Genomic DNA, 15,128 nt, shown 5'->3' on the forward strand with positions numbered 1-15,128 from the left:
GTTTCACCCGTGCTATCGTCGTGAACGCTCATGGTCCAGCCGGCATGTTCACCAGTTAAAACTGTTCCAGTGCGAGTGATCTGCATGTTTTGGCTGACGTCCCGAGCTTGGGTGAAATAGCGACTGTGCTTTTTACATCAGTCGGTGGATGTTGGTACTGCGATAGTTCCTCCGTTACCAAATCATGGGTATTCACCACCATCAGGCCGAGGCGGGGCAGGTCGTAAGCCATGTAGTCCGCCCACTCCGCACCGTCGAAGACCCGTGCTCGGTTGGGTTCTCGACCGTGCAGCCCTGGGTGCGCAGGTCGGTGGTCATCTTGGTGAAGGCTGGGAAGTTGAAGTCTCGAAGCCAACCATAGGACCTGTAAGGTACAAACAGTTTTGCGATCGCTCTGAAGCGTGACGCCTGACTGTGCTGCAGCCGGTGGAAGACCGTACCAGCTAACGACCTCGACCTCGGCTGGACACAAGCCGAGGTGACTGCCGCTCGTCATTACCGCCGCGACGGTGCCGTGGCTATTCGTCCATGCCAGATAGAATTGGCCGACTTTTGTCACCGACACTTCGCCTTTGAAGTAGGCGAGCCCGATGCTGGGCATAGGGTCAGCAGTGACATCCTTCAGTATCCTGACCTCGCGCGGCACTCGCTCGCTTTTCGGGTTGTTATTGCGTAGTGCAGAGCAATCGATTTGGGTTGCTGTGAGCATAAGGTGCTTCCTTGACGATCGGAGCCCATGTGCCATAGGCATTTCTCCATTATTCAAGGATGTAGATATGGCCGTTCAAATTGATTTGCACGATGGACGTTCTTTCGAATACGAGAATGCCGTGCGTGTGGTGGACGCAAAGCACGAATACGTGCTGTTCGACGAGTCAGGCGAGCGAGTGGGGCTGGTTACCTAATATCGAAGATACCAGCAATCATACCGAGGGCTTTCTTACCGTCAGATTCGTAAAGGCCCTGCAGCATTAGCTGGTCGCTGAGATGATGAAGGCGGAAATGATTGTAGAACGCTTGCCCCAATCTTTGGTGCTGGAACTTACCGCTGTCTACAAGCCTAAGGAACTCCTCGTAGGCCGTTCTCTCAATTTCCAGTGTTATTTTAATTTCCAAGGCATGTCTCGAATGCTGGTGTTTGCTGTCGTGATACTACGAAGCCAAAATTTCCGGCGCAATGCACTCGATCCAGGTGACTGCTTTTGGCCTATAGCAATCAGTCAGGAGCCATCAGAACAGCCAGACTCATTTTGATGGACTCTCCGTTGTGATCGATCACGTATAACTCGCCGCGAACGTTTTCGGCTACGTCCGATGACCCGCGCTCTTCGACCCACTTGGTGAGCTTCATGATGGCGGCTTCAAGTGCGAGCTGGTTCTGGTTGATTTTGAAAAGCAGAGAAGTGAGCAGAGCTGAATCTGGTATGCGGTTTCCTCCGCGGAAGACCCCGGCGTCACCGTATTACATGAAGAGTGTTTTACCTCCGGCAGGACGCCAGAGAAGGGAAGAAAGGCGGAAAGTCTTTTTTAACGCCTCAGTGGCTGCGGCAAAAATCCCAAACCCCAGAAACGACAAAGCCCTGAATAATCAGGGCTTTGTCGGTACAAATATGGCGGAGGCGATGGGATTCGAACTCATGGACCTGTTACAGTCGACGGTTTTCAAGACCGTTGCCTTAAACCACTCGGCCACACCTCCGTTGCGTTGCGGGCGCCATAATACCTGAATGAAACACACTGTCAAACTCTCTGCATGGCTTGTTACAGAGCGTCTGTTATGATCTTTGCGACTGAACGTTTCAAACCAACAGGAGTGTCGCCATGCGCGAACAGGATTACGCAGTTAATAACGGCGTGCAGGCTGAGCAGCTAGAGGTTAGCCGCGTCCTGCGCAACACTTACGGCCTACTGGCTCTCACCCTCGCATTCAGCGGCGTGATGGCTTTTGTTGCCCAGCAGATGCGAGTCGGCTACCCGAATATTTTCGTGGTGCTGATCGGTTTCTACGGGCTGTTCTTCCTTACCAACAAGCTGCGTGATTCCGCGTGGGGCCTGGTGTCGGCGTTTGCCCTGACCGGTTTCATGGGCTTCCTGCTCGGCCCGATCCTCAATCGTTATCTGGGCATGCAGGGCGGCGCTGAAGTGGTCAGCTCCGCGTTCGCGATGACTGCATTGGTGTTCGGTGGTTTGTCGGCCTACGTACTGATCACCCGCAAGGACATGAGCTTCCTCGGTGGTTTCATCACCGCTGGTTTCTTCGTGTTGCTGGGTGCAACGCTGGCAAGCTTCTTCTTCCAGATCAGCGGCCTGCAACTGGCGATCAGCGCAGGTTTCGTACTGTTCTCGTCGGTGTGCATTCTGTTCCAGACCAGCGCCATCATTCAGGGCGGCGAGCGTAACTACATCATGGCGACCATCAGCCTGTATGTATCGATCTACAACCTGTTCATCAGCTTGTTGCAGATCTTCGGCATCATGAGCCGCGACGACTGATCGCAGCTCGGACGTTGATGAAAAACCCGCTTCGGCGGGTTTTTTTTCGCCTGCCAAAAAGCGTAGTGGCCATTTAGAAGCCAAATGATTGGAGAGGGATGGCGCTTTTCTGAAATTGACCTACACCTGTAAGCAAGGAAGAACGGCAAGTGATCGACAGGAGTCGGTGTGCAATATCCCCCGAAAACCCTGCGCCATACCCGTTTCCCTCACATGTCATGCCTGGTCATCCGGTCCGGTTTGACTGTGCCCGCCAATTCATCCCGATCAAGGAGGTGAGCCACCCGAAACCCTGCTCAACCGTGAACCGATCTCGGCGTTCGAACCGAGACCCTGATACCAAAAACAACAAAGGAGGCCCTCCAGGACGGGCGTAAATCCCGGGCCATGGCAGGCGTTGTCCCTATCAAGGAGATCATCGATGAACCAGTCCCAAGGAAAGTTTGCAGCATTGGCCGTCGCGGCCGCTCTGTTCAGTGCCGGCGCTCAGGCCGGTACTTATCCCGATTATGGTTATGCGCCACCTCCCAGCTATACCGGACCCAAGTTCGAGCTGAGCCAGAATTACCCGACCAAGGCGCCGCAAGTGCCGCTGCCGGGCTTCTTCAAGAAGCTGCCGACCAAGCCGGACAACAACTTCGAGACCTGGCGTGCCTACATGGAGGACGTCAAGAATTACTGCCTCGAAGGCAACGTCGAGGTCAATTGGGATGTGCAGAAGAACAAGCTGCGCCAGTGGTATCACATGCCGTGGCAGCATTACGGGCCGCTGGGGCGTGAAGGTATCCATGGTCTGACCAAGGAAGCACAGATCGGGGTCAAGCAACTGGCTCCCACGCAAGTCGCCACCGGGCAGACGTACGCGGTGGGCATCTACAACGACATCGGTTCCTACACCATTGGCCAGGTCTGGAAGGACCCGAATAACCCTGACCCGAGTTACACCTCACAGCCCAACAGTTTCCCTAACGGCACAGTTGTCTGTAAGGCGCTGTTCGCCGATGTCGACCGCAGCACGGTACCGTTTCTGGTCAACCCGGTGCTGTGGCAAGGCTATATCACCGAGACTTTCACCTCTGCCAACCGCAAGTTGAAGGATGTCGCGCTGATTCAAATGGACATTGCCGTGCGTGATACGCGCATGAGCGACACTGGCTGGATTTTCGGCACCTTCCAATACAACGGCGCCAAGACTGGCAAGGCCGGCTGGGACAATCTGGTACCCGTGGGGATCATGTGGGGTAACGATCCGAAGGAAACCGGCAACGATTTCACCAACCCGACGCCAACCGTCACCAAGATCAACAGTGCGCTGCAGCAAACGGCGATCAACGCCGACACCAAAGAGCTGCCACCGACTCACCTGGGTTGGAATGGTCGCTTGAATGGTCCGGTAGACAACCCGAACAGCTCATGTCTGAGTTGCCACGCCACCGGGGAGTCGCCACAAGTGGCAATCATGAATCCGCTGTTCCAGTCCAATCCGCCGCCAGTCGGCTCGCCTGAATGGATGAAGTGGTTCCAGAACATTCCGGCCGGGCATCCGTTCACTGCGGGGACGAAGAGCACGGATTACAGCCTGCAATTGGCCGGCGGTCTGGTGAATTACTTCGAATGGAAATGCGATATGAGCGGTATCTATGCCGATGGCAAGAACGCTTGCAGCAAAGTGCCTAACCTGAAGCTGAAAATGCTCAAGGCTGGCGACGACAATTCGCAACCTCAGCAGAAAGTCATGCGTGACCCAAGCCTGCAACAACTGCTTGAGTAAACCGCAGTAACCTCCGGATGGATGCCGTGCATCCGGAGGTTTTCATCATTCGATAATGATGCTGCCGTCGGCGCCTTGTTTGTAGATGGTGTAGGGCAACAGGAATGTATCGAGAATGCCTGACGCTGCGGCATCAATCAGCAAGCCGGGATTCGCATTCTTGTAATCGAAGGCATCTACGCCGTCTTTCAGCTCTGCGTTGAGCATGCAAAAATCGTAGGTCACGCCGCTGTAGATTCGTGGCACGGCGCCACAGTAAGTCTTGTTATCCTTCAAAGACTGCGCCGCCTTCTGATCACTGAATGCCACGGTCTGTACTGTCCCGCATCCACCAAGCATCAGCACCGCCAACATCAATACCTGAACTTTCATCACCGCGAATCCTTCGCCGGAAAAACCTCAATCTACGCCGAACGTGCAGAAAAAGCACTTAAGCCATTGGTGGCAGTCGGCGCTTGACCGGGGTTTTCTTGACGATGGCCGTGTTGGTTTCGGCCAGGGTATTAAGGCGATCGAGCAGAGTGTCGAGTTGCTCCATCGAACGTACATGCAGACGCGCGATAAAGCAGTCCTCGCCGGTCACCTTGTCGCATTCGGTGAACTCGGGAATCGACTGGATCTGCCGCTCGACTTCCTGCAACTGCCCCGGCAACGGGCGCACCCGAACGATAGCCTGCAATTGATAACCGAAGCACTTCGGATCGATCTCGACGGTGTAACCCTTGAGCACGCCGCGCTCTTCCAGACGACGCAAGCGTTCGGCAACGCTCGGCGAGGACAATCCGCTGATCTGCGCCAAGGCCTTGAGCGAACGGCGTGAATCTTCCATCAAGGCGCTGATCAGGATCTGGTCGATATCGTCGGTCATGGCATCACTCCGGTATTAGGCAATTGTTGAAATCCACCCTCGATAAAAAAGGCAGAATCCGAGTTTAGCCTGCTTTATGCGCTGGAGAAGACCTGCGCCTGCTTGGCATACTTTTGCCATAAACACGGGAGAGTATTGATGGACAACAACCTGCGTCGCGGTTCATTTGAAATGACCGGCGCCATGCTGATTTCCGGGACGATAGGCTGGTTCGTGCTGGTGTCGGGGCAACCGGTAATCGATGTGGTGTTCTGGCGTTGCGTGTTTGGCGCCGGAACCCTGTTGCTGATTTGCGCGGCTTTCGGCTTTCTGCGGCCGGGGATTCTCACCCGAACCACATTCCTGCTGGCCGTTCTCAGCGGGATGGCGATTGTCGGCAACTGGTTGTTGCTGTTCGCCTCGTATTCCCGGGCATCGATAGCCATCGGCACCGCGGTGTACAACGTGCAGCCGTTCATGTTGGTAGGTTTGGCGGCGCTGTTTCTCGGGGAAAAAATCACCTTGCAGAAGCTCTTCTGGCTCGCAGTTTCCTTCATGGGGATGCTGGCAATCGTCAGTGCCCACGGGCAACAGGGCGAGGGCGGCAATGACTATCTGGTGGGCATTGCATTGGCATTGGGTGCGGCGTTTTTGTACGCGATTGCCGCGTTGATCATCAAGCGCCTGACCGGCACGCCACCGCACCTGATTGCGCTGATCCAGGTCTGCACCGGGGTATTGCTGCTCGCACCGTTCGCGCATCTTTCGGCACTGCCGCAGGGCACGAGTGCCTGGGCCAGTTTGCTGACTTTGGGCATTGTTCACACCGGTTTGATGTATGTGCTGTTGTACGGCGCGATCCAGAAATTGCCGACCGCATTGACCGGCGCGCTGTCGTTTATCTACCCGATTGCAGCGATTTTCGTTGACTGGTTCGCCTTCGGCCATCGCTTGGAAACCCTGCAATGGGTTGGCGTGGCGGCGATCCTGTTGGCGGCGGCCGGCATGCAACAAGGTTGGGGATTTAAAGCGCGGCGCCTGGCCGCGCAGTAAGTCTTAAATACTCCAGCGCGGCGCGGTCTTGGCCAGGCGCTGGCGCATTTCGCCGATGTTCGCCGCCAGTTGCAGAGTCAACAAACGATAGCCGTCGAGCGGGCTGTAGACCGGCGCATCAAGGTCGGCGGCCGGCAGTTCCATTTGCCGTTCGAGACGCTGCGATGCGCCCGTCTTCAAGGCGCGAGCCATGCCGATCAACTGCACGCGAATCTGCCGGTGCTCGGCCTTCAACGCTGATTGCAGATGCGCCATGGCTTGTGGATCGCTGGCGTCCGGGCGGGTGTTGGCGAGGATTTCCAGGGTGCTGATGCACATGCGCAGGTTGCGCTGGATCGCATCCAGTTCGGTCATGGAAATCTTCACTTCCTTGGACACCGAAGGCATCAGCGAACGCAGTTGCACCATCACCGCGCTCAAGCGGCTCATCAGCTTCAGATGTTCATCGGCACTGACCGCCTGGCCGCTGATGATCCGCCCGTAAACCGTTGCGCAATCGCGCAAGGCGTCGGCCAGGTTGTAGCGCCACGAATACACCGCGTACAGCGGCAGCGCGAAAGAGAAGGCCAGGGCCAGGGCAATACCGATGAGGATATCGACCCCGCGCCACAGCCCGTCAGTGATTGGATTGTCGCCGTGCCCAGCGACAATAAAGACAGTAATAGCCGAGAGCAGGGCAGTGTAGCCACCCTTACCGATGGCGTGATAAGAGAAAAAACCGCAGACCACGGCCATGGCGAAATAGGTCAGCCACGGCATGCCGAGCCACGCCTGTTGCGCCACCAGCAGCAGACCGACGCCGGCACCGATCAAGGTACCGGTAGCGCGTTCGGCAGCTTTTTTGCCGATGTTGCCGTGATGCTGCAAGCCGCCGATCACCACCAGCATGGTCACCGACGCCCACTCACCGTGGGGCAGGTTGATGCCGGTAGTCAGCAGGATCGTCGCCAGCAACCCCAACGCCACCCGCACCGCGTGGATCAATCGGGCGTGCCGGTAGCGCCGATACGGGTCCAGTAAAGGACGCGATATTCGGCGCAGCAGCGGTGGCAGTCGGTGGGTGCTGAATGTACTCAGAGCACGGTCCTCGTCAGAAGCGTTTTAGAAAATATAGTCGGTAGTCAGGAAGCTCGAATCGCGTCCGCGAATAATCTCGCTGATCAGATCCTTGTTGCTGTCCTGGAACTTGGTCGCCACCAGCGTACGGATCGAGAAAACCCGCAACGCATCGTGTACCGACAGCGTGCCCTCGGCGGAGTTCTTCCGGCCATTGAACGGGTAAGTGTCCGGCCCGCGCTGGCACTGAGCATTGAGGTTGATCCGTCCGACCTGATTGGCGAAGGTATCGACCAGGCGGCCAACCGCCACCGGATTGGTGCCGAAGATGCTCAACTGCTGGCCGAAGTCGGACTCCAGCACATAGTCGATCACCGTATCGAGATGACGGTAAGGCACGATCGGCACCACCGGACCAAACTGCTCTTCGTTGTACACGCGCATCTGCGGCGTCACCGGGTAAAGCACCGCCGGATAGAAGAACGATTCCCGCGATTCGCCGCCATTCGGGTTGACCACCTCGGCACCTTTGCTGCGCGCATCCTCAAGCAAACCGTGCAGGTAATCGACCTTGCCGGCCTCTGGCAAAGGCGTCAGCGATACACCGCTGTCCCACGGCATGCCCGGTTTCAGCGTAGCCAGTTTGGTGTTGAATTTTTCGATGAAGGCATCCACCACGTCCTCATGGACGAAGAGGATTTTCAGCGCGGTGCAGCGCTGGCCGTTGAACGACAGCGAGCCGGTGACCGCCTCATTGACGGCGTTATCCAGATCGACTTCCGGCAACACGATGCCCGGGTTTTTTGCGTCCAGACCCAGCGCAGCACGCAAACGGTGTGGTTTCGGGTGCAGTTTTTTCAGGTCACTGGCGGCCTTGTTGGTGCCGATGAAGGCGAAGATGTCGATCTTGCCGCTGGCCATCAGCGCACTGACGGTCTCGCGGCCGCTGCCATAAATGACGTTGATCACGCCGGTCGGGAAGCTGTCGCGGAACGCTTCGAGCAGCGGACGAATCAGCAACACGCCAAGTTTCGCCGGTTTGAACACCACGGTGTTGCCCATGATCAGCGCCGGGATCAGCGTGGTGAAGGTTTCGTTCAGCGGATAGTTGTAAGGCCCCATGCACAGTGCGACGCCGAGCGGCACGCGACGGATCTGGCCGAGCGTGTCCTGTTCCAGCTCGAAACGGCTGGAGCGGCGGTCAAGTTCCTTGAGTGCATTGATGGTGTCGACGATGTAGTCGCAGGTGCGGTCGAACTCTTTTTCCGAGTCCTTGAGGTTCTTGCCGATTTCCCACATCAGCAATTTCACCACGGCGTCGCGCTGTTGGCGCATGCGCCCGAGGAAGGCTTCGACATGCTGGATGCGTTCGGCCACGCGCATGGTCGGCCACAGGCCCTGACCTCGGTCATAGGCGCGGACAGCGGCGTCGAGTGCAGTGAGTGCGGTGTCGGCATCAAGCAGTGGCGTGCTGCCGAGGATTACCTGTTCATCACCGTTTTCGCCGTGGATGTAGACCGGGCTGCGCACAGTGGCGAGCGGGCCGTCCCAGCGGCGCAATTCGCCATCGACCAGATATTCGCGCTGCTCGACCTGACCGTCGAGGCGGTATTTTTCCGGGATGTCGCTGGCTGTAGGGAACAGATTGCCAAGGATATTTGCTGTGGTCATGTCGCTACCCCGTGTTTGATGTCGGCGTGCAGATTGGAAAAGTCTGTACAGGTTATACGCCTGAATGCGCCGAAATTTAAACCCGCAAATGTCAGGCAAATGTCACTCAGAAGTGCGGAACAGAGCTGGAAGGTGCACACAAAACCCATTGTGGGAGCGGGCTTGCCCGCGAAGGCGTCGCCTCAGTCAATAAATCCGGCAACTGACCTACCGCTATCGCTGGCAGGCCAGCTCCCACAGGATTCTGGGTTGCTTACCGATTTGTGCCCCACCGCAGACATTGTGGGAGCGGGCTTGCCCGCGAAGGCGTCGTCTCAATCGATACATCTGGCGCCTGACCCACCGCTATCGCTGGCAGGCCAGCTCCCACAGGATTTTGTGGTTGCTTACAGATTTGTGCCTCACCGCAGACACTGTGGGAGCGGGCTTGCCCGCGAAGGCGTAGCCTCAGTCAATAAATCCGGCAACTGACCTACCGCCATCGCTGGCAGGCCAGCTCCCACAGGATTCTGGGTTGCTTACAGATTTGTGCCTCACCGCAGACACTGTGGGAGCGGGCTTGCCCGCGAAGGCGTAGCCTCAGTCAATAAATCCGGCAACTGACCTACCGCCATCGCTGGCAGGCCAGCTCCCACAGGATTCTGGGTTGCTTACCGATTTGTGCCTCACCGCAGACACTGTGGGAGCGGGCCTGTCCGCGAAGGCGTCGTCTCAATCGATACATCTGGCGCCTGACCCACCGCTATCGCTGGCAGGCCAGCTCCCACAGGATTCTGGGTTGCTTACAGATTTGTGTCCCACCGCAGACACTGTGGGAGCGGGCTTGCCCGCGAAGGCGTCGTCTCAGTCGATACATCCGGTGCCTGTCACTCCGCTATCGCTGGCAGGCCAGCTCCCACAGGATTCTGGGTTGCTTACCGATTTGTGCCTCACCGCAGACACTGTGGGAGCGGGCTTGCCCGCGAAGGCGTCGTCTCAGTCGATACATCCGGTGCCTGTCACTCCGCTATCGCTGGCAGGCCAGCTCCCACAGGATTCTGGGTTGCTTACCGATTTGTGCCTCACCGCAGACACTGTGGGAGCGGGCTTGCCCGCGAAGGCGTCGTCTCAGTCGATACATCTGGCGCCTGACCCACCGCTATCGCTGGCAGGCCAGCTCCCACAGGATTTTGTGGTTGCTTACAGATTTGTGCCTCACCGCAGACACTGTGGGAGCGGGCTTGCCCGCGAAGGCGTCGTCTCAGTCGATACATCTGGTGCCTGACCCACCGCTATCGCTGGCAGGCCAGCTCCCACAGGATTCTGGGTTGCTTACCGATTTGTGCCTCACCGCAGACACTGTGGGAGCGGGCTTGCCCGCGAAGGCGTCGTCTCAGTCGATACATCTGGTGCCTGTCACTCCGCTATCGCTGGCAGGCCAGCTCCCACAGGATTCTGGTTGCTTACCGATTTGTGCCTCACCGCAGACACTGTGGGAGCGGGCTTGCCCGCGAAGGCGTCGTCTCAGTCGATACATCTGGTGCCTGACCCACCGCTATCGCTGGCAAGCCAGCTCCCACAGGATTTTGTGGTTGCTTGCCGATTTGTGCCTCACCGCAGACACTGTGGGAGCGGGCTTGCCCGCGAATGCGTCGTCTCAGTCGATACATCTGGCGTCTGACCCACCGCTATCGCTGGCAAGCCAGCTCCCACAGGATTTTGTGGTTGCTTACAGATTTGTGCCTCACCGCGGACACTGTGGGAGCGGGCTTGCCCGCGAAGGCGTCGTCTCAGTCGATACATCTGGTGCCTGTCACTCCGCTATCGCTGGCAAGCCAGCTCCCACAGGATTTTGTGGTTGCTTACAGATTTGTGTCCCACCGCAGACACTGTGGGAGCGGGCTTGCCCGCGAAGGCGTCGTCTCAGTCGATACATCTGGTGCCTGACCCACCGCTATCGCTGGCAAGCCAGCTCCCACAGGATTTTGGGTTGCATACAGATTTGTGCCCCACCGCAGACACTGTGGGAGCGGGCTTGCCCGCGAAGGCGTCGTCTCAGTCGATACATCTGGTGCCTGTCACTCCGATATCGCTGGCAGGCCAGCTCCCACAGGTTTTGCGGTGTGACAGGTTTTTTAACTGTCCCCGGTTGCCCCCCTCACTGTCCCGCAATGCCCTCAAGCCTCCGGCGCCGCTGCCTTACTGTGTGATCACAACAATAAGCGGCATCCCACGCGAGGATTGTTATGCGGGCCATCCGAATCTCTTTACTGCTGGCACTGGCCATGGCGTTGCCCGGTTGTGGCGACAAAGCCAAACCGGCGGCCACCAACAACATCGCCAGCCATGCCGTTCCTCAAGACCCGGCACTGGCGCAGATCTATGCCAACAGTTGCCAGCTCTGCCACGCCAATCCCGCTGCCAACGCACCGCTGACCGGTGACCGCAAGGCCTGGGAGCCGCGCATCCAGCAGGGCACCGACACGCTGCTCGACCACGCCATCAACGGCTACAACGGCATGCCGCCGATGGGCCAGTGCGTGGAGTGCTCCGAAGAGCAATTCCTGCAACTGATCAGCTTCATGGCCGACCAACCCCTCCCACAATAAAAACAACAGGTGCTTGCATGACGATGGATCTGACACGGCGTCAGTTGTTGCAACGGGCCAGTATCGTCGGCGCATTCAGCGCGCTGGCGAGTAACCCGGCGTTGGGCCAATTGATGCGAGCGCCTCGGCTGATTCCGTGGCGCAACTGGTCGGGCGCGCAGAGTTGCCTGCCAGCGGCGCGGTTGGCGCCGAAGAACCTCGATGAATTGACCCAGGTTATCCGCCAGGCCGGAGGCAAGGTGCGTCCGGTCGGTTCCGCGCATTCCTTCAGCGCATTGGTGCCCACCGACGGCACGCTGCTGTCGCTGAGCTATTTCACCGGGCTGCTCGACCACGACCCGAAAACCCTGCAAGCCGAATTCGCTGCAGGCACGCCGATGTCGCGGATGGGTGTACCGCTGAAAGACGTCGGTCAGGCCCTGCAGAACATGGCCGACATCGATTACCAGACTCTCGCCGGGGCGATCTCGACTTCGACCCATGGCACCGGCAAAACCTTCCAGTCCTATTCCGCCCACGTCTGCGGCATGCAATTGGTAACCGCCAGCGGCGAAGTGCTGGACTGCGACAGCCAGCGCCATCCAGAAGTGTTCAACGCTGCTCGGGTTTCCCTCGGCGCTCTCGGTGTCGCGACCAAAATCCGTCTGCAAAACCGCCCGGCCTATCGCCTGCGCGAACGCCAGTGGATCGCCAAGACCGAAGAACTGCTGGAAGACATCGACAAAAACACCCGCGAAAACCAGCACTGGGAAATGCTCGTCGTCACCCATTCCGACTACGCCTTGTCCATCGCCCTCAACGAAACCGTGGACCCGGCCACACCACCGATTCCCCCTGAAGAGGAGGGCGGTAACGAGTTCGTGACCCTGATCGAAAAGATCGACAAGTACGGCAGCGATTTCCCTGACCTGCGCAGCTCATTGCTCAACAGCCTGCGCCATCTGGCGAATTTCGATGACCGCGTCGGCGACTCCTTCGACATCTACGCCAACGTACGCACCGTGCGCTTCAACGAGATGGAATATTCGGTGCCGGCGGAACACGGCCCGGCGTGCCTGCGTGAAATTCTCAAACTGATCCGCGACAAGGATCTGCGCACCTGGTTTCCCATCGAGTACCGCTACGTCAAGGCTGACGATATTCCGCTGAGCATGTTCGAGGGCCGCGATACCTGTTCGATCTCGGTGCATCAGCATTACCAGATGGATCACCACAATTTCTTCGCCGCCGTCGAACCAATCTTCTGGAAGTACAACGGCCGGCCGCACTGGGGCAAGTTGCACACTCTGAATGCGAAAAATCTACAACCGCTGTATCCGCGCTGGCGCGAATTTGTCGATGTGCGCCAGGCACTCGACCCCAGCGGCAAGTTTTTGAATGCGCACCTGACATCGATTCTGGGAGTGAGCTGATGGCGGTCAATCGACGCAATTTCATGCTGGGCACATTGGGTGTAGGAGTCTTGCTGGCGGGGGTTGGCGCCTGGCTGCGACCGGGTGATCGAGGTGGGCCGTACAGTGATTATTTTCGCGCGCTGAATGGTGAACTGAAGGAGCACGGGCCGATGCGCCCAGTGCTGCTGATCGATCTGGATCGACTCGATCACAACATCGACGTGGTGGTGCAGTCGGTCAAACGCAGCGGCAAGCACCTGCGGCTGGTGGAGAAGTCCCTGCCGGCGCCGGAGCTGCTCAGCTACATCGGCCAGCGTGCCGGGACACAGCGCTTGATGTCGTTTCATCAGCCGTTTCTCAATCACGATGCGCAGGTGTATCCGCAGTCCGATATCTTGCTCGGCAAGCCGCTGCCAGTGCGTTCCGCCGAGTTGTTCTATCAAACCCACAAAGGCCCGTTCGATCCGGCGAAACAGCTGCAATGGCTGCTCGACGGTCCCGAGCGTTTGCAGCAATACCTCGCGCTGGCTCAAGGGCTGAATACGCGGATGCGGGTCAACATCGAGCTGGATGTCGGCCTGCATCGCGGTGGCGTCAGTGATTTACAGGTGCTGGGGCAGATGCTCACGCTGATCAGCGCCAACCCGCAGCATCTGGAGTTCGCCGGGTTCATGGGTTACGACCCGTTCGTGGGCATGGGCGTGCCGGGGATTCTCGGTTCGCCCGAAGAGATGTTCGGCAAAGTGATGGTGATTTATCAGCGCTGCGTCGATTTTACCCGGCAGCAGTTTCCGGGTTTGTGGCACGAAGGCTTGTGCCTGAACACGGCGGGTAGCCCGAGCTATCGCATGCATGAAAACGAAAAACTGAGCACGGAAGTTTCGGTGGGCACGGCGATGCTCAAGCCAACTCACTATGATCTGCCGTCGCTGGTCGATCACGTGCCCGCGACTTACATCGCTACCCCGGTATTGAAGAGCACGGGCGCGGTGAATATCCCGGCGCTGGATGACAAGTCGAAATTGTTCTCGTGGTGGGACACCAATCAGCGCCAAACCTTTTTCATCTACGGCGGCAACTGGATGGCCGAGTTCGAATCGCCGCCGGGGTTGCAGAGCAACGTGGTGTATGGCCGCAGCTCGAATCAGGAAATGGTCAACGGCTCGAATGCAGTCGGCCTGACCATCGAAGACCAGGTCTTCCTGCGCCCGACCCAGACCGAAGCGGTACTCCTGCAATTCGGCGACCTGCTGGCCGTGCGCGGCGGCAAAATCGTCGACACCTGGCCGGTTTACACCTGAAAACGAATTCCACCCAAACACCACGCCCCTTGTGGGAGCTGGCTTGCCAGCGATAGCGATCTGTCAGCGAAGTAAAAAGATGCTGACCTGACGCCATCGCTGGCAAGCCAGCTCCCACAGGGATTGTGGTGCATTCCAGATCCCATCCACAAACTTCAGTAATGAAGCTTTTGTGACAAAAGTTCGGTAGCACATCGCCAGTCCGGTCATGCCTATGTAACGCGCTTGAGGGGCCTTTCGGGGCGCTTTTCACAAGCCGAGGCGGGACGCCGGGAGTGAGGCAATGGGGACTATGGAACGCTACTCGAAAGTGGGCATGCAGGAACTCGATCAGCGCCTGTCGAAGATCGTCGAGGCCGCGCGCAAGAAGCCGGTTTCGGTCTATCGCTATGGCGCGCCGTGGGTGTGGATCGTCTCGCAGGACGATTGGCAAGGCGCCTTGAAAGAGGTCTCCAGCTACATTCCGCCGGGCCACTCTCTGGTATTGCTGCGCCCGCAGATCGACGACTTGCTCGACGACCACCGCGACCTCCTGCATGACCTCAATGCCGAGCCCGGCATGCTGATCCCTGCGCAAACGGTGATGCACATCCTGCTGTTGCAGCTTCTGTATTCGGTGCCCAGCGAGCAGCAACTGTTTGAACAGCTCAATTACAACCTGCTGTTCCGCTGGTTCGTCGGCCTGGGCCTGAACCAGAAAGTCTGGAGTTACAACGTCCTCAGTCGTGACATCGCCACGCTGCTGAATAACCCGCAGGCGGTGCAGCTGATTCAAAAAATCATCGGCGAAGTGTTCTGCGGTGCCTTGCTGCAAATGCCCGAGTTCTCCTTGAACTTCGCGTTGCTGCACACCTGGCTGGGCAAGCACGCCGGCTGCCTCGAAAACCAACCATCGACAGCCAGCAATTGACGCAAAAAAACCGGCGCCGTGCGCCAACAGGTCATCGCGAATTC

General features: G+C 58.1%; 14 protein-coding genes and 1 tRNA gene. 8 read left to right on the forward strand and 7 right to left on the reverse strand.

What is annotated here, in order from left to right; all coding sequences use genetic code 11:
- Window positions 1-55: 55 nt before the first annotated feature.
- Complete coding sequence (locus ACTWLJ_RS19910) at window positions 56-709, reverse strand: DUF4406 domain-containing protein (RefSeq protein ID WP_445178128.1); 654 nt, start codon at window positions 707-709, stop codon at window positions 56-58.
- Window positions 710-776: 67 nt separating this feature from the next.
- Between ACTWLJ_RS19910 and ACTWLJ_RS19915 the strand changes: the two genes are divergently transcribed.
- On the forward strand, window positions 777-905 hold the full coding sequence (locus ACTWLJ_RS19915; RefSeq protein WP_445178129.1) for a hypothetical protein: 129 nt from the start codon (window positions 777-779) through the stop codon (window positions 903-905).
- Window positions 906-1,216: 311 nt separating this feature from the next.
- Here ACTWLJ_RS19915 and ACTWLJ_RS19920 read toward each other — a convergent pair whose 3' ends face one another.
- Window positions 1,217-1,426 carry a hypothetical protein gene (locus ACTWLJ_RS19920; protein WP_445181382.1) on the reverse strand — a complete coding sequence of 70 codons (210 nt, stop codon included), beginning with the start codon at window positions 1,424-1,426 and terminating at the stop codon, window positions 1,217-1,219.
- 185 nt (window positions 1,427-1,611) lie between these two features.
- Window positions 1,612-1,699: transfer RNA gene (locus tag ACTWLJ_RS19925), tRNA-Ser, on the reverse strand.
- A gap of 122 nt (window positions 1,700-1,821) precedes the next feature.
- On the opposite strand from ACTWLJ_RS19925, the gene ACTWLJ_RS19930 reads away from it, so the two are divergent.
- Window positions 1,822-2,493, forward strand: a complete 672-nt coding sequence (locus tag ACTWLJ_RS19930) for a Bax inhibitor-1/YccA family protein (RefSeq protein WP_129393287.1) — start codon at window positions 1,822-1,824, stop codon at window positions 2,491-2,493.
- Window positions 2,494-2,914: 421 nt separating this feature from the next.
- A complete protein-coding gene (locus tag ACTWLJ_RS19935) occupies window positions 2,915-4,264 on the forward strand; it encodes a hypothetical protein (protein ID WP_445178130.1) in 1,350 nt (449 codons plus the stop codon).
- 45 nt (window positions 4,265-4,309) lie between these two features.
- On the opposite strand, the gene ACTWLJ_RS19940 is transcribed toward ACTWLJ_RS19935, so the two are convergent.
- The gene (locus tag ACTWLJ_RS19940) at window positions 4,310-4,636 is read right to left on the reverse strand and encodes a YceK/YidQ family lipoprotein (RefSeq protein WP_445178131.1); all 327 of its coding nucleotides are present in this window, start codon (window positions 4,634-4,636) and stop codon (window positions 4,310-4,312) included.
- A 58-nt stretch (window positions 4,637-4,694) separates the two neighbouring features.
- The gene (locus ACTWLJ_RS19945; protein ID WP_187680420.1) at window positions 4,695-5,132 is read right to left on the reverse strand and encodes an Lrp/AsnC family transcriptional regulator; all 438 of its coding nucleotides are present in this window, start codon (window positions 5,130-5,132) and stop codon (window positions 4,695-4,697) included.
- A gap of 138 nt (window positions 5,133-5,270) precedes the next feature.
- Between ACTWLJ_RS19945 and ACTWLJ_RS19950 the strand changes: the two genes are divergently transcribed.
- Window positions 5,271-6,164, forward strand: a complete 894-nt coding sequence (locus ACTWLJ_RS19950; RefSeq protein WP_445178132.1) for a DMT family transporter — start codon at window positions 5,271-5,273, stop codon at window positions 6,162-6,164.
- 3 nt (window positions 6,165-6,167) lie between these two features.
- Here ACTWLJ_RS19950 and ACTWLJ_RS19955 read toward each other — a convergent pair whose 3' ends face one another.
- Both ACTWLJ_RS19955 and ACTWLJ_RS19960 read right to left on the reverse strand, forming a co-directional pair.
- On the reverse strand, window positions 6,168-7,208 hold the full coding sequence (locus tag ACTWLJ_RS19955) for an FUSC family protein (protein WP_445181383.1): 1,041 nt from the start codon (window positions 7,206-7,208) through the stop codon (window positions 6,168-6,170).
- 57 nt (window positions 7,209-7,265) lie between these two features.
- Window positions 7,266-8,891 (reverse strand): NADP-dependent glyceraldehyde-3-phosphate dehydrogenase, encoded by a 1,626-nt coding sequence (locus tag ACTWLJ_RS19960; protein WP_445178133.1) that lies wholly within the window; start codon window positions 8,889-8,891, stop codon window positions 7,266-7,268.
- Between the two features lie 2,225 nt (window positions 8,892-11,116).
- Between ACTWLJ_RS19960 and ACTWLJ_RS19965 the strand changes: the two genes are divergently transcribed.
- The 4 genes from ACTWLJ_RS19965 (at window position 11,117) to ACTWLJ_RS19980 (ending at window position 15,084) form a co-directional block, all read left to right on the forward strand.
- Window positions 11,117-11,479: a c-type cytochrome gene (locus ACTWLJ_RS19965; protein ID WP_445178134.1), complete on the forward strand. Its 363-nt coding sequence runs from the start codon at window positions 11,117-11,119 to the stop codon at window positions 11,477-11,479.
- A gap of 83 nt (window positions 11,480-11,562) precedes the next feature.
- Complete coding sequence (locus ACTWLJ_RS19970) at window positions 11,563-12,891, forward strand: D-arabinono-1,4-lactone oxidase (RefSeq protein ID WP_445181384.1); 1,329 nt, start codon at window positions 11,563-11,565, stop codon at window positions 12,889-12,891.
- A gap of 74 nt (window positions 12,892-12,965) precedes the next feature.
- Window positions 12,966-14,174: a DSD1 family PLP-dependent enzyme gene (locus ACTWLJ_RS19975; protein ID WP_445181385.1), complete on the forward strand. Its 1,209-nt coding sequence runs from the start codon at window positions 12,966-12,968 to the stop codon at window positions 14,172-14,174.
- A 283-nt stretch (window positions 14,175-14,457) separates the two neighbouring features.
- Window positions 14,458-15,084: a transposase gene (locus ACTWLJ_RS19980; protein ID WP_445178135.1), complete on the forward strand. Its 627-nt coding sequence runs from the start codon at window positions 14,458-14,460 to the stop codon at window positions 15,082-15,084.
- Window positions 15,085-15,128: the final 44 nt, after the last annotated feature.

The organism is Pseudomonas sp. McL0111 (genome assembly GCF_052567255.1).

What these genes read in the sequence shown, in the direction of transcription:
- ACTWLJ_RS19910 (WP_445178128.1), bottom strand. Translation starts at nt 709, where the DNA reads ATGCTCACAGCAACCCAAATCGATTGCTCTGCACTACGCAATAACAAC.
- ACTWLJ_RS19915 (WP_445178129.1), top strand. Translation starts at nt 777, where the DNA reads ATGGCCGTTCAAATTGATTTGCACGATGGACGTTCTTTCGAATACGAG.
- ACTWLJ_RS19930 (WP_129393287.1), top strand. Translation starts at nt 1,822, where the DNA reads ATGCGCGAACAGGATTACGCAGTTAATAACGGCGTGCAGGCTGAGCAG.
- ACTWLJ_RS19935 (WP_445178130.1), top strand. Translation starts at nt 2,915, where the DNA reads ATGAACCAGTCCCAAGGAAAGTTTGCAGCATTGGCCGTCGCGGCCGCT.
- ACTWLJ_RS19940 (WP_445178131.1), bottom strand. Translation starts at nt 4,636, where the DNA reads ATGAAAGTTCAGGTATTGATGTTGGCGGTGCTGATGCTTGGTGGATGC.
- ACTWLJ_RS19945 (WP_187680420.1), bottom strand. Translation starts at nt 5,132, where the DNA reads ATGACCGACGATATCGACCAGATCCTGATCAGCGCCTTGATGGAAGAT.
- ACTWLJ_RS19950 (WP_445178132.1), top strand. Translation starts at nt 5,271, where the DNA reads ATGGACAACAACCTGCGTCGCGGTTCATTTGAAATGACCGGCGCCATG.
- ACTWLJ_RS19960 (WP_445178133.1), bottom strand. Translation starts at nt 8,891, where the DNA reads ATGACCACAGCAAATATCCTTGGCAATCTGTTCCCTACAGCCAGCGAC.
- ACTWLJ_RS19965 (WP_445178134.1), top strand. Translation starts at nt 11,117, where the DNA reads ATGCGGGCCATCCGAATCTCTTTACTGCTGGCACTGGCCATGGCGTTG.
- ACTWLJ_RS19980 (WP_445178135.1), top strand. Translation starts at nt 14,458, where the DNA reads ATGGGGACTATGGAACGCTACTCGAAAGTGGGCATGCAGGAACTCGAT.